20 protein-coding genes are annotated in these 20,184 nt (G+C 60.4%); 13 read left to right on the plus strand and 7 right to left on the minus strand.

Features of this window, described 5'->3' with window-relative positions; all coding sequences use genetic code 11:
* The 6 genes from A3CW_RS49365 to A3CW_RS0140950 all read right to left on the minus strand — a co-directional run.
* Positions 1-201 (minus strand): transposase (locus A3CW_RS49365; RefSeq protein WP_028208686.1); only part of this gene is annotated, 201 nt, incomplete at its 3' end.
* A gap of 251 nt (positions 202-452) precedes the next feature.
* A complete protein-coding gene (locus tag A3CW_RS0140930; protein WP_028208687.1) occupies positions 453-857 on the minus strand; it encodes a RidA family protein in 405 nt (134 codons plus the stop codon).
* The gene (locus A3CW_RS0140935; RefSeq protein WP_028208688.1) at positions 847-1,983 is read right to left on the minus strand and encodes a DSD1 family PLP-dependent enzyme; all 1,137 of its coding nucleotides are present in this window, start codon (positions 1,981-1,983) and stop codon (positions 847-849) included. The genes A3CW_RS0140930 and A3CW_RS0140935 overlap by 11 nt, the downstream gene beginning before the upstream one ends.
* Positions 1,984-1,987: 4 nt before the next feature.
* Positions 1,988-2,665 (minus strand): HAD-IA family hydrolase, encoded by a 678-nt coding sequence (locus tag A3CW_RS0140940; RefSeq protein ID WP_028208689.1) that lies wholly within the window; start codon positions 2,663-2,665, stop codon positions 1,988-1,990.
* Between the two features lie 82 nt (positions 2,666-2,747).
* The gene (locus tag A3CW_RS49370) at positions 2,748-3,689 is read right to left on the minus strand and encodes a LysR family transcriptional regulator (RefSeq protein ID WP_051482057.1); all 942 of its coding nucleotides are present in this window, start codon (positions 3,687-3,689) and stop codon (positions 2,748-2,750) included.
* An 85-nt stretch (positions 3,690-3,774) separates the two neighbouring features.
* Positions 3,775-4,452: a TetR/AcrR family transcriptional regulator gene (locus A3CW_RS0140950; protein WP_081772053.1), complete on the minus strand. Its 678-nt coding sequence runs from the start codon at positions 4,450-4,452 to the stop codon at positions 3,775-3,777.
* 198 nt (positions 4,453-4,650) lie between these two features.
* Here A3CW_RS0140950 and A3CW_RS51735 point away from each other — a divergent pair, with 198 nt between their 5' ends.
* The 11 genes from A3CW_RS51735 to A3CW_RS49385 all read left to right on the plus strand — a co-directional run bounded on the left by A3CW_RS51735 (position 4,651) and on the right by A3CW_RS49385 (position 17,663).
* Entirely contained in the window at positions 4,651-5,061 is a 411-nt protein-coding gene (locus A3CW_RS51735) for a Zn-ribbon domain-containing OB-fold protein (RefSeq protein WP_161782977.1), read from the plus strand.
* Positions 5,058-6,230 carry a thiolase family protein gene (locus A3CW_RS0140960; RefSeq protein ID WP_051482058.1) on the plus strand — a complete coding sequence of 391 codons (1,173 nt, stop codon included), beginning with the start codon at positions 5,058-5,060 and terminating at the stop codon, positions 6,228-6,230. The genes A3CW_RS51735 and A3CW_RS0140960 overlap by 4 nt, the downstream gene beginning before the upstream one ends.
* 3 nt (positions 6,231-6,233) lie before the next feature.
* Positions 6,234-7,100 carry an FAD binding domain-containing protein gene (locus A3CW_RS0140965; RefSeq protein ID WP_028208693.1) on the plus strand — a complete coding sequence of 289 codons (867 nt, stop codon included), beginning with the start codon at positions 6,234-6,236 and terminating at the stop codon, positions 7,098-7,100.
* 7 nt (positions 7,101-7,107) lie between these two features.
* Entirely contained in the window at positions 7,108-10,053 is a 2,946-nt protein-coding gene (locus tag A3CW_RS0140970; protein ID WP_081772055.1) for a molybdopterin-dependent oxidoreductase, read from the plus strand.
* Between the two features lie 4 nt (positions 10,054-10,057).
* Positions 10,058-11,305 (plus strand): CaiB/BaiF CoA transferase family protein, encoded by a 1,248-nt coding sequence (locus A3CW_RS0140975; protein WP_028208695.1) that lies wholly within the window; start codon positions 10,058-10,060, stop codon positions 11,303-11,305.
* Positions 11,302-12,885, plus strand: a complete 1,584-nt coding sequence (locus A3CW_RS50500) for an alpha/beta fold hydrolase (protein WP_051482059.1) — start codon at positions 11,302-11,304, stop codon at positions 12,883-12,885. Before A3CW_RS0140975 ends, A3CW_RS50500 begins: the two co-directional genes overlap by 4 nt.
* Positions 12,873-13,526, plus strand: a complete 654-nt coding sequence (locus tag A3CW_RS50505; protein ID WP_051482060.1) for an SRPBCC family protein — start codon at positions 12,873-12,875, stop codon at positions 13,524-13,526. The genes A3CW_RS50500 and A3CW_RS50505 overlap by 13 nt, the downstream gene beginning before the upstream one ends.
* A 149-nt stretch (positions 13,527-13,675) precedes the next feature.
* A complete protein-coding gene (locus A3CW_RS0140990) occupies positions 13,676-14,962 on the plus strand; it encodes an MFS transporter (protein WP_028208696.1) in 1,287 nt (428 codons plus the stop codon).
* A 64-nt stretch (positions 14,963-15,026) separates the two neighbouring features.
* The gene (locus A3CW_RS0140995) at positions 15,027-16,172 is read left to right on the plus strand and encodes a porin (protein WP_028208697.1); all 1,146 of its coding nucleotides are present in this window, start codon (positions 15,027-15,029) and stop codon (positions 16,170-16,172) included.
* A gap of 27 nt (positions 16,173-16,199) precedes the next feature.
* On the plus strand, positions 16,200-16,583 hold the full coding sequence (locus tag A3CW_RS0141000; RefSeq protein WP_028208698.1) for a BON domain-containing protein: 384 nt from the start codon (positions 16,200-16,202) through the stop codon (positions 16,581-16,583).
* Between the two features lie 48 nt (positions 16,584-16,631).
* A complete protein-coding gene (locus A3CW_RS49385; protein ID WP_051482061.1) occupies positions 16,632-17,663 on the plus strand; it encodes an XdhC family protein in 1,032 nt (343 codons plus the stop codon).
* Between the two features lie 12 nt (positions 17,664-17,675).
* On the opposite strand, the gene A3CW_RS0141010 is transcribed toward A3CW_RS49385, so the two are convergent.
* Positions 17,676-18,311 carry a TetR/AcrR family transcriptional regulator gene (locus A3CW_RS0141010; RefSeq protein ID WP_028208699.1) on the minus strand — a complete coding sequence of 212 codons (636 nt, stop codon included), beginning with the start codon at positions 18,309-18,311 and terminating at the stop codon, positions 17,676-17,678.
* A gap of 94 nt (positions 18,312-18,405) precedes the next feature.
* On the opposite strand from A3CW_RS0141010, the gene A3CW_RS0141015 reads away from it, so the two are divergent.
* Positions 18,406-19,179, plus strand: a complete 774-nt coding sequence (locus A3CW_RS0141015; RefSeq protein ID WP_028208700.1) for an SDR family oxidoreductase — start codon at positions 18,406-18,408, stop codon at positions 19,177-19,179.
* Between the two features lie 157 nt (positions 19,180-19,336).
* Positions 19,337-20,137 carry a helix-turn-helix transcriptional regulator gene (locus A3CW_RS0141020; protein WP_028208701.1) on the plus strand — a complete coding sequence of 267 codons (801 nt, stop codon included), beginning with the start codon at positions 19,337-19,339 and terminating at the stop codon, positions 20,135-20,137.
* The last annotated feature ends 47 nt before the right edge of the window (positions 20,138-20,184 follow it).

Raw genomic sequence — 20,184 nt, forward strand, 5'->3', positions numbered from 1 at the left:
GGTCGCCAGCACCGCCTCGAACCGGGCCGTCGCTGTCCAGGCCCGCTCGCGAGCGGGCCTGGACAGCGCATCCGCGCGCCAGCGTTCGAGTGTTGACGTCGAAATACTCAGCTCGTTGGCAACCGCTTCCACCGAGGCACTCTCGGGCGGCAACAACCGCGCTACAGCTTTGTCTTTAAATGCTTGTCCGTATCTGGCCACTTCATCTTTCCGTTATCGCCCCACAGTTTCAGATTCTAACGAGGCGACATCCATTCTGACTCCGGGGGTGCCCAACTGGGCGTCTCGAAGAACCGCCGCATGGGGAACCGGTCATGATCCGGGCCGAGTGGCCGGTTGAATCCGCTTTCACATACCGGCCACCCGATCGAGCCTGCTCAGTTAGTCACACTCGCGCCCGGAGGCCAGCTTCCCGGCCGGCTCCCGCGATTCGTGCCATGAGCACAAGCAACCTACAGCACTGCCGTCGCTTCGATCTCGATCTTGAAGCCGAAGTGGAGCGGCCCCGTCGGCACGATTGTGCGTGCCGGCCGCGCCTCGCCCGCCCAATCCGCGTAGATCTGATTGAAACTCGGCCAATGCTCGATATCGTCGAGATAGACGCGAACCTGTACCAGTTGCGCGATGCTGCTGCCTGCGCCTTCTAGCGCGACCTTGAGGTTCGCCAGCACCTGCTTTGCCTGCGCCTCGAACGACGCGTCCGTCAGCTTTCGGCCCTGGGCGTCGATCGGCAACTGACCGGACACGAATACCAGTCCGTTTGCGATCGCCACGTGACTATAGTGGCCCCCCGGGGGACGCAGGTTCACCGGGTTTTCCGTGCGCGGCAATCGCGTGCCCGATTCGTTACCAGCCATGAAAGCGGCTCCATACGGTTGTTTCTCCATCTGCGGATAGCGCGTGATACTCCGGGAACTGCGTACCCGTCGCGCAGGCGTGATTGGGCAGGATACGCAGCTTCGTTCCGATCGGAAAGCGTGTCGCCAGGCTCGTTGTTCGCTGTGTCTCATGAGCGGGCGACAGAATGCCGTGCTCCTGGTTTGCGCCGCTCAAAACCCAGTCGGTCAAAGGCGTGCCATCGAGGCTGCAGGGCAGACCATATCCGAAGTCTTCCGTCTGCCGCGACGTCCCGCGGTCGCGGCTCATCGCCATCCAGCCTGCGTCCACAATCACCCAGTCTTTTTCCGGCTGATGGCCGATGACCGTCGTGAGCACGCTCAAAGCGATGTCATCGGCTGAGCATACGCCGATGTTGCGCATCACGAGATCAAAAAAGACGTAAACACCCGCGCGCACCTCGGATACGCCATCGAGTTTCCCGGCGGACAACGCGGTGGGTGTCGAACCGACGCTCACCGCGTCACAAGGGAGGCCCGCGTCACGCAGCCGTTGTGCTGCGCGAACACAGCCCGAGCGTTCCTGCTCGGCGAGCGCAGACAGCGCGTCAGGCGTGTGAAGCTCGTAGCTGGATCCCGCGTGCGTCATCACGCCGCCAAGCTTGACACCGCTGTCGTGCAGGATGCGCGCGATCTCGAGCAACGCATCCTGCTCCGGTGCGATCCCTGAGCGATGCCCATCTGTATCCACCTCGATCCAGACTTCGAAGGCTTCCTGCTGTCCGGCGCAAAACTTCGCAACCTCTACCGCTGCGCGCGTGTTATCCACCACCAGCTTCAGATCGCAGCCCCGTCGTCTGAGCGCCATCGCTCTTGGCAGCTTCGACGGCGCGATACTGACCGCATAGAGAATATCGGTCACGCCAGCCGCAAAGAACGCTTCCGCTTCTTTCAGCGTCGATACCGTGATGCCGTTCGCACCGGCCGCCAATTGCGCCCGCACGACCTCCAGACATTTGGTCGTTTTCACGTGCGGGCGGAATCTCACGCCGAGCGCGTTCATGCGCGACTGCATGCGCGCAATATTCCTGTTCATCCGCGGGATATCGACCAGCGCCGCAGGGGTATCGAGTTCATCGAGTTTCATGATTTCAGACGGGCAGGTTGTTGTGCGTCGAAGCGTCAAACCGGCTGCACCAGGGCACAAGTGCTTCCAGTGTCGGCGCCTCGATTTCAGGAGGCGGCGCACCTTCTGCCAATGGCAGGGCAACCCTGTTGTGCCAATAAGTCCGCAAGCCGACCGAGGCGGTGCCGAACATGTCGTAGCTCGATCCGGCGACGAAGACGGCCTCCGAAGGCGTCACGCCGAGCACGTCGAGCGTCAGGCGATAGGGCGTCGGGTCGGGTTTGTAGGTTCCGGCTTCTTCGGCGGTGATCACCGCATCCCATTTGACGGGAATGATTCCTGCCGCCTGGCGGCCAAGTCGTATCGAGCAGTTGGTTACGATGGCGATCTTGCAATGCGGTTGAAGCTGTTGCAACGCCTCGACAGCACCGCTCCACGGGGTCAGCTGAAGCCAGTCTGCCTCAAGCGCGAGTGCGGCGGATTCGGGCAAGCCCACGTGCGCCGCGGACTCCTTGACCAGTTGTTCGTAGGCGACATAGCGCCCGCACCCGTAGGTTAGACGCAAATACTCGGCGCGCCACGCACGCCCCGCCTGTTCCGAGCCTGCGGAACGGTTCCAGAGCGCCCACGAATCGAGCAGTGCAGTCAGGAGATCGAAGAGGACCGCTTTCGGATAGCCGGTCGGTACAGATGGATTGCTCATGAGCGAGGCCTCCATGCGGTTCGTTCATGGCTTCAAGTATAGAGTTCGATCAGGCGCCGGGAATTCAGTCGGACGAAATCAATCATTCAGAAAGATTGAATGTCTTTCGAGGTGTCGCCTGGCTTCGCCACGGCGGCTGTGGCCGAAACTGCGCCTGCAGATATTGCATGAATTGCCGGGTGCGGGCGGGCAAGCCGGCGCGATTGTTGGTGAGCGCGATCACATCGGCGTCGTGCGCCTTCCATACGGGGAGCAGTCGCACGAGGGTTCCCTTCGCGATATCGCCGGCAACGTCCCATTCCGAGCGCAGAATGACGCCGCGGCCCTCACACGCCCATTGGCGTATCACCTCGCCATCGTTGCAGTTCAACTTCGATGACACGCGGACGCTGCGCGCTGTGCGGCCCTTGCGGAACCGCCAGAGCGATGCATCTTCGTTGTTCTCTCGCAGCACGAGACATGGCAGTTGCGCCAGATCGTCAGGGGTTTCCGGCTTCGGAAAGCGCTTCAGAAACGCGGGGGATGCACACACGAAGCGTGCATTCGGCGCAATCGCATAGCCGATCATATTGGACGCAGGCAACTCGCCGATGTGAACCACGATGTCATAGCGGTCGGCCGACTCAATCAATGGTTGATCGGTGAGCGTCAACTCGATGTCGACGTCGGGGTTGCCTTGCTGGAAGCCGGATACGACGGAAGCGAGATAGCGCCGACCGAAACCTAGTGGCGCGCGAACCCTCACGGTGCCGACGAGCCCACCGCGGCGCGCGCGCAAATCCTCGAACAGCGTGTCGAACTGTGTCACCAGGCGCGCGCCGCGTTGACACAGCAGCATTCCCTCTTCCGTGAATCGTAAGCGGCGAGCGGTGCGGTCGACGAGACGGAGATCGAGTTTTCTTTCGATCTGCTGCAACCGGTGCGTGACCGCTGGCGGCGAAAGCCCAAGCTTTCTCGCTGCCGCAATGAGACTGCCGGCTTCCTGTATGGTCAGCAGGAAGCGAATGTCATTGGAATCGCTCATGTCGGTCTCGTCGCAGTGGCGGCTGCGATTGTTGTCTGGTAGACCCCGCAGCGGGAGGGACGCGGCGGGATCGCTGCGATGCAATTCATTGCACTCGATATCGCGCCAGGAAAGTGCAAACGGCGCTCTCGACGATGCGTTCTACCTGATCGTCGGATAGGGCGTAATCGGTTTGCATCAGGCGAGGATAAAAAACGGTTTCGCCCAGCATGCCAATGAACTCTGCGCGTGCAAGCTGCACGTCGGCAACACGCATCTCGCCTTCGTCAACGCGCCTTTGCAACCAAGCGTCCGTAATATCGCTGAATAAATGCTTCGCCAGTTGAAAGCGGGCGCCCACGGCGGGAAAGTTTCGCACTTGCCCTATGATCAGGCGCATCGCGGAAATCAAACGCGCATCCGAAACGAGCTCGCAGAATGCGCGTCCAATTTCGCGCAGGCCGGGTTCGACGTCGTCGGGCACGACGTGATCTTTCCAGCTTGAGAATAGCTGATGGATCAAATGGTCCACCGCTTCGACGAACAGCGTTTCCTTGCTGGGAAAATGTTTGTACAAGGTCGCGTATGACACCGTCGCGCGATCGCCAATGGAATCCATCGTGGCCGCGTCGTATCCGCTTTCCAGGAACGTTGCGATTGCAACCTCCAGGATCAGCGCGCGCTTTTCCCTGCTAACGCGCTGCTGATATCCCTCTACGCCGTCCTTCGAGGAAGCCTCTCCCCGCGAGATGGGCTTCTTCCTTCCTGCCTTCGCTATTTCCACTCACGAGCTCCAAAACTATCGGTCTGGAAGGCATTCTGCCCCCCGTTGGCAAAAATCGCCAGCAAGCGAGACTGCGGACCGTCTTTCGGAATCGGCCGCATCGGCAGTGCCGGGTTTTCCCTACCTTTCTCGCTGCCACTTAGTACTATAGTGTAATACACACTACACCATGAAGCTCAAACAGAAATGGGAGCCAGCGTGAACGGTTTCAGACGATTAGGCACAGCCTCGGTTGTTAGAGGCGGGAAGGGCTGGTCATTACTCGGGGCGAAGTGCTCCGGTTGTGAAGCGCCGATCTATCCGGTACTCACCGTGTGCCCGCACTGCGGAGGTCGTGACTTCGTTGCGTTGCCGTTGCCGGCAATCGGCACCCTCTACTGCCACAGCGTGGTGCATATGGGACCAAGGGGCGTCGACACGCCCTATACCGTCGGTTATGTGGACTTGAGTGACGGCTTGAGAATTTTCGGGCGCATCGAAATGGAGGTTGGCGCTGTCCAGACGGGGCAGCAACTCGAATTGCGAGTGAAACCAGCAAACAAACGAGCGAGCCAGTTCATCTATTTCTTTGCCGCACCCGGCGAAGTTTCCCCGCAGGCAAGTTCATGAACGCGATGAACGGTTTGAGGAGCGTGAGCGTCGTTGGCACTGGCATGGTTCGCTTTGGGCGTTTCCCGGAAGTGAGTCTTCCACAACTCGCCGCGCCAGCGGTCATCGAAGCACTTGACGAAGCTGGAATCGATCGATCGCGCATCGGCGCCATGTATTGCGGAACGGTATCCGGTGGTCCATTGGCTGCCCAACGTATCGCACGGGAGACGGGGCTGACCGGCATCGAAGCGGCGAATTTCGAAAATGCCTGCTCGTCGTCAGCGAGCGCATTTCGGCACGCCTGGCTCGCGATTGCCGCGGGGGCGGTGGATTGTGCCGTCGTGGTTGGGGCAGAGCAATTGACTCGTCTCGGGGGCGGCCCGCTTGACCTGGGCGATGAGGATGTCGAGGCGGCGAACGGATTGACGATGCCGGCGCTGTACGCAATGCGCGCACAGCGATACATGCACGAATTCGATTTATCGCCTCGCGATCTCGCGCAGATCGCGGTCAAGGCCAGGGCGAATGGCGCGCTCAACCCCTATGCACAGATCCGCAGCACCATATCGGTGGATGAGGTGCTCGGCAGCCGGCAGGTGGCCTCGCCACTGACGCTGCATCAGTGCTGCCCGCTGGGCGACGGCGCATCGGCGGTAGTGCTTGCGGCCTCCAGCTTTCCGATTGCAAATCGGAAAGGCGTCGTGACGATTCTTGCGTCCCATCTGACGTCGGGCCGTTACATGCAGGGAGGCAGGGATCTGACGACTCCCGAGGTCACGATGCGTTGTGCGAACGAAACCTACGAATCCTGCGGCATCGGCCCTTCCGACATCGATCTCGTCGAGTGTCACGACGCCTTCACCATCGCCGAATTGCTGTACTACGAAGCACTGGGTTTTGCCCGCCACGGAGAGGGGGCGGGTTTGATCAGAGAAGGTCAAACGTCGCTGAATGGGCGGATTCCGTTCAACCCGTCCGGCGGACTGCTCTGCAGGGGCCATCCGCTTGGCGCGTCGGGAATCGCGCAGATCGTCGAAATAACACGTCAGTTGCAGGGTCGCTGCGGCGCACGGCAGGTAGCGAAAGACAAGCCGCGCGGTCCGCGAATCGGGCTGGCGCACATCACCGGCGGAGGTACCTACGGCTTCGATCACGGTGCGTGCGCAATACACATTCTTGGAAGGTGAGAAGTGAAATCAGCACCCTTTACCTGGCACCGCCCGGAAAGCGTGGCGCGTGCCGTTGAACTGCTTGCCACGCTGGACAACCCTCGCATCATTGCTGGCGGGCAGACGCTGATGCCGATGCTGGCCATGCGTTACGCGTATGTGGACCATCTGATCGACGTGAACGCGATACCCGGCCTCGACGGGATCGCGTTGGAAGGCGGCGAGGTCTGCATCGGCGCACTGGTTCGCCAGCGGGATATCGAGCAATCTCCCTTGATTCATCGATACGCACCGCTGATGGTCGAGGCGTATCGATTGGTCGGTCATATTCAGACGCGAAATCGGGGCACTTTTGTCGGAAGCGTTTGCAATCTCGACCCGGCCTCGGAGCAGCCCGCACTCGCCGAAATCTTCAATGCGACCATCGTCGCCGTGAGCCCCCGCGGAGAGCGGCGCATCCCGTTTCATGAGTTCGCGTGCGGCTTCATGACGACTTCGATCGAACCGGACGAAATGGTGACGCAAATTCGCCTACGTATCTGGAACGAGCCGCACGGATATGCGTTCGAGGAATTCGCGCGCAGGCATGGGGACTTCGCAATCGTCGGCGCCGCGGCCATGGTGTCCGTCGACGCAAATCGCGCTATCGGCCGTGCTGATGTGGTCCTGTGCGGGATGGGCGGCAAACCTTGTCGTCTGCAGCTTGACGACGTCCTCCAGGGGCTGCAGCCCAGCGACGGTCTCGCAAAGGCAGCAGCCAGCAGAGCAAGCTGGATTGATGCCATTGGCGACACGAGTGCCAGTGCCGCATATCGGCAACGCCTCGCGTGCACCGTGACCGAGCGTGCGCTTGGGCGCGCGTTCGCTCGCGCATTGAACGCAAGCTGAGGGAATCATGGATCAGAGAATCGAATTCGTAGAACAGCGAAGGATTGCCTTCGAACTGAACGGACAGGCAATGACCTGCGACATCGACCCCAGAGTGACGCTCGGCGATTTTCTTCGTCACGAGCTTGGCAAGACAGGCACGCATTATGGCTGTGAGCATGGTGTTTGCGGGGCATGCACGGTACTGGTGGATGGACGTTCCATGCGCTCATGCCTTCAGCTTTGTGGTCAGGTCGACGGGCGGAAGGTCACAACCGTAGAGGGGCTGACGAATACCGACGGCTCGCTCGGCATCCTGCAGCAGGCGTTTCAGGATCGCCATGCGTTGCAGTGCGGATACTGCACCCCAGGCATGTTGACCACACTCACGGAGTTTCTGCGGGCCAACCCCGACCCGTCCGAGGCGGAAGTTCGTGATGCGATCAGCGGGAACATCTGCCGCTGCACGGGCTACCAGGCGATAGTCGAAGCCGCGCTGCTCGCCGCAGCCCGAATGCGCGGCGAGCCCGATCGCGTTTTCGGACTGGTTACCGCACACTCAAAAGACAGCGATTCCCCTTTGGATTCGGCCGTAGGCGCGCGATATGTCGGCAAACCGGTCAAGCGCACGGAAGACCCCGCGCTGCTCAAAGGCGAGGGGCAATTCGTCGACGATATCCACCTTGCTGGAACGTTGCATTGCTGCTTCGTGCGATCGCCGCACGCGCACGCCCGCATCAGGCACGTCGATGCGCAAGCAGCAAAGGCCGTACCGGGCGTACAGCATGTCTGGACATTCGCCGACCTGGATGAAGCGCTTCGGCGGCCATTGCCTGTCCTCGCTCCCACTCACATGCTCGATGAGCCGCGCATGTGGTCGCCGCTGGCTGCGGACGAGGTGTGCTACGTCGGCGAGGCCGTTGCTGTTGTCCTCGCCGAAAGCCGGTACATCGCGGAAGACGCCGCTAACCTGGTGCAGATCGATTACGAGGTACTGCCTGTTGCCGGCGACATCAGGAAGATATTCGACCCGGACGCGCCACGGGCTCACAGCGACGTTCCGACAAACCTCCTCCTCGACATGCCGTTTGCGTTCGGCGAAGTCGACTCGGCCTTTGCGAGCGCAGCGCACGTGGTCAAGCGCGAGATATTCCATCATCGCGGAACTGCGCACCCGATGGAGTGCCGCGCGACCCTCGCGCGGCTCGATGGCGGCACCGGTGATCTGACCGTCTGGAATTCAGGCCAGGCGCCGCACCTCGAAAGACGTCTTCTCGCGCAAGCACTCCGCTACGACGAAGCGAAGATCCGGGTCATCATGCCGGACGTCGGAGGGGCTTTCGGTCCCAAGGGTATCGCCTATCCGGAAGAGTTCGTCGTGGCCTCCGCGGCACTCAGGCTGGGTGTGCCGGTCAAGTGGACCGAAGATCGGCGCGAGCACTTCCTGTCCATTACCCAGGAGCGCGATCAATTGTGGGATCTCGAGATGGCGCTCGACAAGGACGGAAAGATCCTCGGCGTGCGCGGCTCCGTGGTCCACGATAACGGTGCGTACGTGCCGTGGGGCATTGTCGTGCCGATCATCGCGGTGACCTCGTCGCTGGGTCCGTATGTCGTCCCGGCATTCGACGTGAAGCTGAAAGTCGCGAGCACGAACATGGTGCCAACCACGCCGGTGCGTGGCGCGGGGCGGCCTAAAGCGGTATTCGCGATGGAGCGGATGCTCGATGCGGCAGCCGACCAGCTCGGCCTCACCCGTCTGGAAATTCGACGCCGCAATTTCGTGCAGCCGGAACAGCTGCCGTACAAAACTGGCCTGATATTCCGAGACGGTTCGCAGATGGTGTATGACTCCGGAGACTATCCGGAGACCCAGGAAAAGGCGGTCGAGCTTGCCGGTCTGGACGCGTTTCGCGCCCGTCAGGAGGATGCGCGCACGCAGCAACGGTATCTCGGGATCGGCTTTGCCAACTACGTCGAAGGTTGCGGTCTCGGTCCTTATGAAGGGGCGGAAGTCACGCTGCAAAACGACGGACGCATCCACCTGGACGTCGGTGGCGCCGGCGCGCAGGGGCAAGGAATGAAAACCATCTTTGCCCAGATAGCGGCCGATCAGCTCGGTGTCGAGATGGATGCCATCACGGTAGTCGTCGGCGATACGGGGAAGCTTGCAATGGGCGTTGGGACATTCGCGAGCCGGATCACTGTCAACGCCGGAAATGCCGTTCATATTGCATGCGGCAAGCTCGCCGGAAAAATCAGGGCGCTGGCTGCGAACGCCCTTCGTGTTCCGCTGGATCAGATCGAGATCGCGCGTGGCGTCGTATGCGTGCGAGGTCAGCCGGAAAGGGCGTTGCCGCTCGGGAAAATCGCTCAGATCTCCTATGGGATACCTGGGTTCACGCTTCCTGACGGGCTGGATGCAGGCATGACCGTCACGCATTATTTCTCCCCGAAAGCCAGTGTCTACGCCAACGGAACGGCGTTCGCGGAAGTCGAGGTGGATATCGGGACTGGCTACGTGAAGGTCCTGTGTTATGGCGTTGCGCACGATTGCGGGAACGTGATCAATCCGATGCTCGTCGAGGGGCAAGTGATTGGCGCGATTTCCCATGGGATCGGCAATACGCTGCTCGAGCGCCACGCCTACGACGAGAATGCCCAGCCGCTCGCGACGAATTTCGCAGAGTTTCTGCTGCCCAGCGCGCTCGACATGCCATCCCGCATCGCGATGGCGCATCTCGTCTCCCCCTCGCCGAACAACCCTCTTGGCGTCAAAGGCGCCGGGGAAAGCGGGACGATTCCTGCATCCGCAGCGATCGTCAGTGCCATTGAGGATGCGCTGAGCCGCTGGTCTATCCGTTTTGACGAAACCCCCGTGCTGCCTGAAATGATCTTTGATCGTCTGCATGCCGCCGGCGCCTACAGCGACGTCGCCCCCCGACACACCTCGAACGAAGAACTTGCAGGATAACGAAATGGACTCTGGAAAAACTGGTCCGCTGAGCGGTGTGAGGGTTCTGGACCTCACGCAGTTCCTGTCGGGACCTTTCGGAACGCAAATCCTCGGTGACCTCGGCGCTGAGATCATCAAGATCGAGCCGCCGGCGGGCGAGCTTTCACGCGGCGTGCCTCCGCATTTCGTAGAGGGGGACAGCGCCTACTATCTCGCGGTCAATCGCAACAAGAAGAGTGTTGTCATTGATCTCAAGACCGAGAGGGGAGCGGAACTCGTTCGGGAGTTGGCGACGCATTCAGATGTCCTTGTAGAAAACAATCGCCCGGGTGTGATGGAACGGCTCGGACTCGGTCAAGCGGAGCTTCGCGCGCACAATCCGCGACTCGTCTATTGCAGTATCAGCGGCTTCGGACAGACCGGCCCGGACAGGGATCTTCCCGCTTACGACATGATCGTGCAGGCGATGTCGGGGGGCATGAGTCTGACCGGAGAGCCCGGGCGGGCGCCCGTTCGCGCTGGCATTCCGATCGGCGACCTGGCGGCTGGCATGTATGGCGTGATGGGCATACTGGCTGCGCTGGTCGAGCGCCAAACTACCGGTGAAGGACGGTTCGTCGATGTGTCGATGCTCGATGCGCAAATCGCGATGCTTTGTTATCAGGGCGCCTATTACCTGCTGTCGGGCGAAGTGCCGGAACCACAGGGACGAGGCCACGATTCGATACCGACTTACCGCTCGTTCGAATGTGCCGACGGCGTTTCACTGGTCGTGACCGCCAACACCGAACGTATGTGGGCGGACCTGTGCAAGGCAGTCGGGTTGCCACACCTCGTCCACGACCCGAGATTCAAGGATCCGGCCGAACGCCTGGCAAACAAGGTGGCGCTATGGGAAACACTGGAGGCGCGCTTCCGGTCCGAACCAGCGCAGAGTTGGCTCGATTCGCTGAATTCGGCCTCGATTCCGGCCGCTCTGGTCAAGACGGTGGATAAAGCACTGAACGCCTCTCAGGTCGCGCACAGAGACATGCTCGTCGAGCTTCGCAGTCGAGCGGGATCTCATGTACGCGTGCCCGGCAATCCAATCAAGCTTGATACCTCGGGGCCTGTCGGTGCGAGTTACCCACCTCATCTGGGGGAGCATACGAACGACGTGCTTGGAGAGTACATCGGCCTGGATATCGACGAACTGAGGACACTTCAGAACCAGGGGGTCGTTCGGCAGTTTGTACCGGGCATGCCATCACCCGGCGTGAAATCGCGATGAACGTGGAGATCGGAATGCATGAAAAGCTTCTGCTGAAGATGAAGGGTCATGTTCTGCATATCGCCCTGAACAGCGCTGACGGCAGGAACGAACTGGATGATGCAATGTTGCGAGCGCTCACAGAGGTGATCAGCGATCCTCCCGAGAGCACCGTGGCAATCGTGTTATCCGGGGAGGGCGAGAACTTCTGCACAGGCCGGGCCGCATCGCCACCGCCGGCGCTTTCCCCAATGGAAGATCCACGCCCCGCAATCAAGGAACGGGGGGCGGCGCCCATTCTCGCACTCTATGAGGCAATCCGTTCGAGTGCGGTACCGGTTGCCTGTTTCGTCAAAGGGCTCGCTTCGGGTATGGGGTGCGCAATCGTTGCAGCGTGCGACTATGCAGTCGCCGACGTGCGTAGCCAGTTCGAAGCCAACGAACTGGAGAAGCAGTTTGCGCCTGCACTGCTGATGTCCGTGCTCATCGCACGTGTCCATGTGAAGGCGATTTCGCGTCTGGTTTTGACGGGCCGGCCCATCGACGCGACGACCGCTCTGGAGTATGGGCTTATCGGCGAAATAGTCGCTCCCTGGGAACTGGACAAGGCGCAGGACGAGTTCATTACTTTCATGAACAGCCGGGCTCCGCAGGCACTACGTGGAGTCAAGACCTTCCTGCGCGAATCGGCCGGTCCGCATTCGCCAAAGCTTGCCACGCTTGCCGCCGACGTTCTGGCGGAATCGATGGCGGCTCGCCTCGACGTGACAGCGCCGTTCGTGCCGTCCCACGACAAGCGGTTTCTGAGCGTTGACGGCGAGCGCATTGCCTATATCGACATTGGCAACGGGCCCGCGGTCGTTTTGCTCCATAGTCTCGGCACGTCGAGCGCGCTGTGGGACGATATTCTGCCCGCACTCACCGCGAAATATAGAGTCGTGGCGATAGATGCCCGAGGTCACGGCGATTCGACGAAGCGAAGCGTGTGGAATGCGGACGCAGTCGCCAACGACGTCGTCGCAGTGGCGGAGGCCATTGGTCTCGATTGTTTTGGCCTGGTGGGCATCTCGATGGGGGGACTGACTGCGGTACGCATTGCCTCGAAGTTGGGTCGACGCGTTGCTGTCATGGTCTTGTCGAGCGCTTACGCAGGCGTTTCAGGACCCGCGATGGAAAAGCGGCTCGCCGCAGCCGAAGGGATGTTGAAAAAACTGCCTATGCATCTCATTGCGCGCATGTACGTGGAGCAGACCCTCCACAGGAACACCGCGTATCCGAAGCGGGAGCGACTTGCCCAGCAGATTGCGGCCATCGCTTCAACGGATTACCTGGAAATATTGCGCGCCATTTCCTCGGATGACGTGTACGGTCTTTTGCGCGACATCGAGGTGCCGACGCTCGTGCTGAACGCCGAACTCGACATGAGCATACCCAGAGCCGTATCGGCGAAGTTGGCACAAGGAATCCCGGGCGCGAAGGAGCGAACGCTCGGCGCTGCGGCGCACCTTGCATGTGTTGATACGCCCGACGCGTACGCGGAAGTTTTATTAGACCTGTTCGAGAAATACACGGATGAAGGTGGGGAAGTATGGAAATCGTAAATCGCTTTGCGGTCGACTCGACTATCGAGAACGCCTGGACGGCACTACTCGACGTTCCGCTGGTGGTGTCCTGCTTTCCCGGTGCGACGCTCACGGACACACTCGGCAAAGATTCGTACAAGGGGCTGATTCGCGTCAAGCTGGGTCCAATCGCGATGGAATTTGCCGGTACCGTCAAATTGAGCGCCCCGGTGGCAGACGCGTATACGGCGAGCGTCGAAGCTACATGGCAGGAGACAAAAAACCGGGGATCGGCCAATACGGTGACCACGTTCTCTCTAGCGCGCCTCAGTGAGGCCGCCGGCACTCAGGTTGACGTTCGCACCAGCGTGCAGATGGCGGGGCAGGTGGCGCAGTATGGCCGCGGGGTTGGAATCATCAACGCCGTTTCGGAACAGATGGTCCGTCAATTCGCGGCTAATTTGCTGGAGAAACTTGCGGACCGGCAGGCTGAAACAGGGGTGCCCTTGGTCGACACAGACGCGTTCGCTTCAACATCCACTGGAGACAGAGAACCCGTGGCGGCAACGCGCCGTGACAACGCTGCGGGCTCAACGAACGAGATTTCCGTGCTTGGTTTGTTGTGGAAAACGATGGTTTCGAAGTGCAGGCAGTGGTTTGCCAGACCGCGTTCGTCATAGTTCTCTTCGTTGAGGTTTCTGTTCAGTTTGGTCAGGTCGGCAAACGGCAGCAGCTTCTACTGAGCCTTGTCATGACCGACACGCGATGCCATCGAAGTGATGGAAAGTGTTTGTCAAATCGTAAGTAGTACAAAGCAGGAGACGGGAAGATGGAAACGAAATCGACTCCTTTTGAGTCGACGGACCACGGGAGCAACGTCAGTGCTTCTGTCGTGGGCAAGGCCGCCTGGATTGTGCTTGCGTCCGCGTTTGTGGGGTGGATGTTCGACGCGATGGATCTCTACCTGTTCACCATGATCATGGTTCCGGCCCTTCACGATCTGCTCGGGGCTACACAGGGCAGCGTCATGCGGATCGGAGGGTTCATTGTCGGCGCGAAGCTGCTTTGCTGGGGCATCGGCGGGATTCTGTTCGGTATCGTGGCAGACCGGTTTGGGCGAGCCCGAGTGATGCTCGGCACGATGCTGATTTACTCGGTATTCACGGCCGCCGGTGCCTTCGCGCGGGACTGGCATCAGCTCCTCGTGTTTCAGATGCTGGCGGGCTTTGGGATTGGGGGCGAATGGGCCGCCGGCGCCGCGCTAGTGGTGGAGACCTGGCCGGAAAAACATAGGGCGAAGGCCGTTCAGGTGATGCAGGTTGCCAATGTGGCAGGGCTGGTTGCGGCCTCCGCGCTTGCGATCCTGCTTTCAGGCGCTGGATGGCGTTGGGTGCTTGGCGTGGGGGCGGCACCGGCAGTCGCGAGCCTTGGCCTGCGGTTCATCACACCGGAATCGGCGCGTTGGGAGCAGTCACGTGCAGCCGCAATGCGTCACGCGGGTCCGGAAATGGGCTCGATATCGGAGATATTTGGCAGCCCGTTGCGCCGTCGAACCATAGTTGGAACGCTCATTGCCTCGGCAATGATGATTGGTGGCTGGAGCGCCTCCATCCTCTTTCCCACATTGTTGAGAGAGTTCTTCCCATCCGCCGGCAACGCGGAATTCACGAGACAGACGGGCATCGCTTTCATGGCGACCAACGCCGGCGCGGTACTTGGATACGCCTCGATTCTGCTCCTCGTCAGTCTGATACCGCGTGTTTCCAGACGGATCATCTACGCGGTGTTTTGCGCTGGCGCCTGGATTGCAGTCGTGGCCCTTTTTGGAGGGGCGAAAACACTGGGGACGTTTTATTTCGCGATGCTTGGATTCGGGTTTTTCGCAATGGGCGGATTTGGGATCGTCGCTCTGTACCTGACTGAGCTTTTTCCGCTCCATGTTCGCGCCACAGGACAAGGCTTCGCCTGGAATATGGCACGTCTCTTTACCGCGCTTGGACCGTTGGTCGTGTCGTTTGCGTCGGAAAATCTGGGATTCCGTGTGGTGGGAATCACTCTCGCAACCGTTTTCGGAATGGGATTGGCCGCTGTATTTTTTGGGCCGGAGACTGGCTGAAAAGACGACGCGGAAGTTCGAAGCGTGGCACGCATCCGCCAAAAAATATGACATTGGAGACAACATGAAATCGAAAGTGATCGTCGCCTCGACGCTCTTTGCGTGGACGGTCGCGGCACACGCGCAATCGTCGGTGACGCTGTATGGCGCCGTCGATACGGGATTGCTGTATCAAAGCGCGAATGCGCCGAATTTCCAGTCGAAAGTGAATCTCGGGCACGTGTACGAACTCAAGGACGCGGGGATTTTCACCAGTTTCTGGGGGCTCAAGGGCGTTGAAGACATTGGCGGTGGTTACAAGATCAACTTCAGGCTCCAGGGAGCATTCACCAGTACCAACGGGAAGTTCGGGCTGTCCGACACACCGGGCTCCAGCGCAATCTTCAACCAGCAAGCGACGTTAGGCATCTCTGGTCCTTTCGGCTCGATCGACGCGGGCCGTCAGTTCGTGCCAATGATATTTGCGATGGCCGACACCGACGTACGGGGTGCGCAATTCTTCGGCAGTATCCTCACCGCATGGCTTGGCATGAATCAGGCCGCAGGCTGGCAGGGCACCAGTACAAACGGAGCGATCGGTGCGCTGTACGACTCCAACGCGATTGTTTACCAGTCGCCGAAGTTTCACGGCATATCGCTGGGACTCGAATATGCACCGGGTGGCGTCGCCGGTCAATTCCAGGGTGGCACGCGCGAGTCGGCAGTGCTCAGGTATTCGAACTACGGCCTGAACCTCTCGGCTGCTTACTACAACGGCCACGACAGCAATCCCTTCACGACGACAGCGACCGGCGCGGTCATCACGGCACCGTCCACGGGGCGCGATAACAATCGCTTTTACTATGTCGGCGCGATGTACACGTTCCACGACTTGTCAGTATCGACGTCATACAGCATCGGCAAGGATCCGGCGAACAGCGGTCAGGCCAACATCGAGATGATTTCCGGGGGGCTCGGCTACCGGTTCACTTCTGCTCTCAAGGTCACCTCGGGCTTCTATTACCTGAAGGATCGCAACGTGGCATCCAGTCAATCGGATTTATACGCGGTGGGTGCTGAATACAGCTTGTCCAGGGCCACCATCGCCTACGTACAGGTTGGCCATGTCAATAACCGCGGCAAGATGAGCCAGACAATTGCCTATGCCGCGCCGGTTCCTGAGGGCACCTCTAGCACCGCCGCGATGATAGGCATTCGGCACACCTTCTGATCCCACCGTGGCTGAGCGGAGCATTCAATGAAAACAAGCAGAGCACTGGTAATCGCTGTCGGGTTACTGGTTGGATCAACCTCCATTCACGTCTGGGCGCAGGCCAGCGAGAGCGACGTGCACACCGTGTCGAAAGGCACAGCGACCGAAGCCTCCGGCAGCATGACGCAGACGAGTAGCCGGAAGGACAATTTTGCGCTGCGCCGCAAGGTCTACGCGGCGATTGCACGGCACAAGGAGATCAACGCGGGCACCATCAGCGTGGTGGTGAAGCGCGGCGCGGTGACGCTCGACGGGACGGTGGTTGATGCCTCACAAATCGGTGAGATGACGGAGATCGCGCAAGGCGTTCCTGGCGTGAGGTCCGTGACCAACAGGTTGACGGTCAAGACGCCGTTCGGCAGTCAGTAGGTGCACATGCATGACGGAGCTTGACTGCGTACCGAAGGAGTTGTGAGCATGAACAGTGTCGATTTCGAGGTGCTGGAAGCTACGATGCGCTGGCTTGATGCAGGCCACCGAATGCTGCTCGTGACGGTGGTGAAGACTTGGGGCTCGTCGCCTCGCCCGGAGGGGGCGATGCTTGTCCTGCGCGACGACGGTTACGTGGTGGGCTCCGTCTCGGGCGGCTGCATCGAAGATGATCTCATCGACCGTGTGCGTCGGTACGGCGTCGCGCAAAGGACGCCGGAAGTGGTCGAATATGGCATTAGCGCCGAGGAGGCGCGTCGTTTCGGGTTGCCTTGCGGCGGCACGATGCAACTCGTGCTAGAGCCGATTACCCGGCAAAGCGGTATTTCGGCCCTGCACGAAGCGCTCAGTCGCGGTGAACTGGTGGCGCGCACGCTAGACATGACAACGGGTGCAGTCACACTTGGGCCAGCGAGGACGACTGAAGGTGTGTACTTCAACGAGACACGTCTGACGACGATTCACGGGCCGCGCTACCGTATGCTCGTTATTGGCGCGGGACAGCTATCGCGCTACTTATGCCAGGTCGCGACAGGACTCGACTATCAGGTGGTGGTGTGCGATCCACGCGAGGAGTACGTGCACACATGGGATGTGCCCGGCACGAAGCTCGTGCGCACGATGCCCGACGATACCGTCCTGGATATGAAACTCGACGAACGCAGTGCAATCATTACACTCACGCACGATCCGAAACTCGATGATCTCGCACTGATGGAAGCGCTGAAGACACCCGCGTTTTATGTCGGCGCGCTTGGCTCGCGACGCAATAACGCTGTGCGGCGAGAGCGGCTTAGAGAATTCGATCTGAGCGACGCACAACTTGCACGGTTACGCGGTCCGGCCGGTATCTATATCGGCAGCCGTACGCCGCCCGAAATCGCGGTATCGATTCTCGCGGAAGTGACGGCCGCGAAGAATAGTGTGTGGCTACCGGCAATCGTCCGGGTCGAGCGTGGGAAGACGGCAAAGGAAATCACGAATGACACACCGATAAGTGCGCTGGATCGTGTTTGGTGAAAGCGGGTTCTCTCACGAAACCGGGTTCTGGCGATGAACTGGAGGCGAAGGCCATGCAGACATCGCAATATCAGCTAGCCGCTTCAGTGTTTCCCTGCATGCCCCATCACAGGCTTGCGCCGACATGCCTTGCACCACTGCGGCATAAAAGCGTGCGAGCGCTTCGGTGTCGGTATCCGGGGCAAGCTCGCCCTCGGCGACGGCACGGTCGAAGCGTGCCTTGAGGGTCTGCAGCCCAAGCTCCCGTCGCGCGGAGACCAGCTGGGCGACAGACTCGCTCTTTTCGGCATGTTGGAGAACGGCAGTCGAAACCATGCAGCCGCGCGGCCTTCCCGGGTCGGTAAAGCGTGCCGCAGCGTCGTGCAGATAGAACGCTATCGCATCGCGCGCCGGCAGCTTTCCGCCTAGCGCTTCCAGCGCTGCCTTGTTTTCACGCTCGCTGATACGGTCGAGCGCCTGTCTGTAAAGGTCCTCCTTCGAGCCGTACGTTGCGTAGAGGGACGGCGGCGGGATGCCCATGGCCTCGGTCAGATCGGCGATCGAGGTGCCCTCGTATCCTCGCTCCCAGAACAGCCGCGCGGCGACATCGAGTCCCACGTCGCGGTCCAGCAGCCTCGGCCTGCCACGTTTCCGGGCGGGTTCGCTCATTTTTATATCGATTCCTATAAAATTCGTTGACAAGGATCTTTTGACCTTAATATTATAGCGATCACTACTAATTCAGTCATGAAAGGAGTGATCGATGTCTGCAAAACTTTCCAACAAGGTGGCCCTTATTACTGGAGGCTCGCGTGGTATCGGCCGTGCTGTAGCACTGGCCTTTGCGAGAGAAGGGGCTGCGCTCATCGGCGTGCACTACGGCGCCAATCAGGATGCGGCTAACGCCACCATCCGCGAAATCGAAGCTCTCGGATCGAAAGCCGTCGCTATCGAAGCGGACCTGAGTCGCGGGAAGGAAGCAACGGACAGTCTCTGGGAACAGTTCAAGGCAGCTGCGATAGCCGCCACGGGCGAACCGCGGCTGGACATTCTCGTCAACAATGCTGGCGTGGCACCGGCCGTCCCCCTGTCTCAGACGAGTGAGTCCGTATTCGACGAGGTCCTGACGATCAACTTCAAGGCACCATTCTTCCTGATTCAGGCTATTGCCGATCACATCCGCGACAATGGACGAATTATCAACGTTTCGACGGGCTTTACGCGTGTCGCGGCTCCAACGCATCCCGCCTACGCCGCATCGAAAGGTGCCATTGAAACGCTGACGCTGGCGCTGGCCCCTGAGTTCGGCGCTCGCGGCATCACGGTGAATGCGGTCATGCCGGGTGTGACGGAGACCGACATGAATGCGGCGTGGATCAACGTACCGGAGGCACGTGCCGGCGCAGAGGCCATGTCGGTGTTTTCACGAGTGGGCCAGCCTGTCGATGTGGCTGACGTCGTCACGTTCCTCGCATCGAATGAGGCACGCTGGACGACGGGGCAGGTGATCGACGCGACGGGTGGTGCCCGGCTCTAAGCATTCCGTTCCCCCGACAGGGCATCTGAGCGCAAGAATGCCACGCGCCTGCTGACAAACGTTGCGCCCCACGACAGGCCTTCCGCACGAAGGCCCTTGTCAGGCGATGCCAGGATCGCCGAAGATCGGTGATCCGCCCATTCTTGCCGGGGACGACATGCATCCACTCGCGGATTCCGCTAATCCACCGCTCCATGATGGCGTTTTTGCACTCTGGGATCGGCTGGCCGGGTTCTCCGCAGGCGAAGGCGATGCCGCGCTGACCCATTTGCTCACCACGCTCTGTGCGATGGTCTCGGCACAGAATGCGCTTTGGGCCGTAGTCGTGCGATTGCCTTCGCCCGCGCCACAGGATCCTTTGTTCGGCTGGCGTCCACGTCTGGTTCGGCTCCTGCATCCGGTACCCGCGATGGTCGCTTCCGTGCAGGAGCAGTTCGACACACTCTGGTCCGGCAACGTCGACTCGTCGCATGTCGTGGCCGCGTCGGGGAACGAGCCGTTCCGTGCCAACCTGCTCTTCGAGGCGATGCCCGCCGAATGGTTCGAAGGTGAGCATTATCGCCGCCACTACCTCGAAGTCGGTCACGGTGACAGCATCCAGGTGCGATGCTCGCTCAACGACGATGTGCGGATTCATCTCTTTGTGTTTCGCGATGTGCAGGCACCCCGCTTCGCTGCGCCGGATCTCGAACTTCTGGCTTTCGTGATGCATGGTCTGAGGTGGTACTACCGGCAGCAACTGCTCAGCCACGGCCTGCTCATCGCCGACGCTCCCCTGACGTCGGCCGAACGAAGGGTGCTGCTTGGGCTGCTCGACGGACTCACGGAAAAGCAGATCGCGCAGAAGCTCGACCAAAGTCCGAACACGACGCATGTCCATGTCAAGTCGATCTACACCAAATTCAACGTCCAGAGTCGCTCAACGCTCACCGCGCTGTGGCTCGGCAAGTTGCGATAGCGCACTGCAGGCGCTGTGGCGTTGCAGGCAACGATACCGGGCCGCCG

Source organism: Paraburkholderia nodosa DSM 21604 (assembly GCF_000519185.1).
Lineage (GTDB): Bacteria > Pseudomonadota > Gammaproteobacteria > Burkholderiales > Burkholderiaceae > Paraburkholderia > Paraburkholderia nodosa.

Bases quoted from the DNA above. Each gene is read 5' to 3' on its own strand.
- A3CW_RS0140935 (WP_028208688.1), bottom strand. From the start codon at position 1,983: ATGAAACTCGATGAACTCGATACCCCTGCGGCGCTGGTCGATATCCCG.
- A3CW_RS0140995 (WP_028208697.1), top strand. From the start codon at position 15,027: ATGAAATCGAAAGTGATCGTCGCCTCGACGCTCTTTGCGTGGACGGTC.
- A3CW_RS0140940 (WP_028208689.1), bottom strand. From the start codon at position 2,665: ATGAGCAATCCATCTGTACCGACCGGCTATCCGAAAGCGGTCCTCTTC.
- A3CW_RS0141020 (WP_028208701.1), top strand. From the start codon at position 19,337: ATGCATCCACTCGCGGATTCCGCTAATCCACCGCTCCATGATGGCGTT.
- A3CW_RS50500 (WP_051482059.1), top strand. From the start codon at position 11,302: ATGAACGTGGAGATCGGAATGCATGAAAAGCTTCTGCTGAAGATGAAG.
- A3CW_RS49370 (WP_051482057.1), bottom strand. From the start codon at position 3,689: ATGAGCGATTCCAATGACATTCGCTTCCTGCTGACCATACAGGAAGCC.
- A3CW_RS0140990 (WP_028208696.1), top strand. From the start codon at position 13,676: ATGGAAACGAAATCGACTCCTTTTGAGTCGACGGACCACGGGAGCAAC.
- A3CW_RS0140960 (WP_051482058.1), top strand. From the start codon at position 5,058: ATGAACGCGATGAACGGTTTGAGGAGCGTGAGCGTCGTTGGCACTGGC.
- A3CW_RS0141010 (WP_028208699.1), bottom strand. From the start codon at position 18,311: ATGAGCGAACCCGCCCGGAAACGTGGCAGGCCGAGGCTGCTGGACCGC.
- A3CW_RS49385 (WP_051482061.1), top strand. From the start codon at position 16,632: ATGAACAGTGTCGATTTCGAGGTGCTGGAAGCTACGATGCGCTGGCTT.
- A3CW_RS0140975 (WP_028208695.1), top strand. From the start codon at position 10,058: ATGGACTCTGGAAAAACTGGTCCGCTGAGCGGTGTGAGGGTTCTGGAC.
- A3CW_RS0140930 (WP_028208687.1), bottom strand. From the start codon at position 857: ATGGCTGGTAACGAATCGGGCACGCGATTGCCGCGCACGGAAAACCCG.
- A3CW_RS0141000 (WP_028208698.1), top strand. From the start codon at position 16,200: ATGAAAACAAGCAGAGCACTGGTAATCGCTGTCGGGTTACTGGTTGGA.
- A3CW_RS0141015 (WP_028208700.1), top strand. From the start codon at position 18,406: ATGTCTGCAAAACTTTCCAACAAGGTGGCCCTTATTACTGGAGGCTCG.
- A3CW_RS50505 (WP_051482060.1), top strand. From the start codon at position 12,873: ATGGAAATCGTAAATCGCTTTGCGGTCGACTCGACTATCGAGAACGCC.
- A3CW_RS0140970 (WP_081772055.1), top strand. From the start codon at position 7,108: ATGGATCAGAGAATCGAATTCGTAGAACAGCGAAGGATTGCCTTCGAA.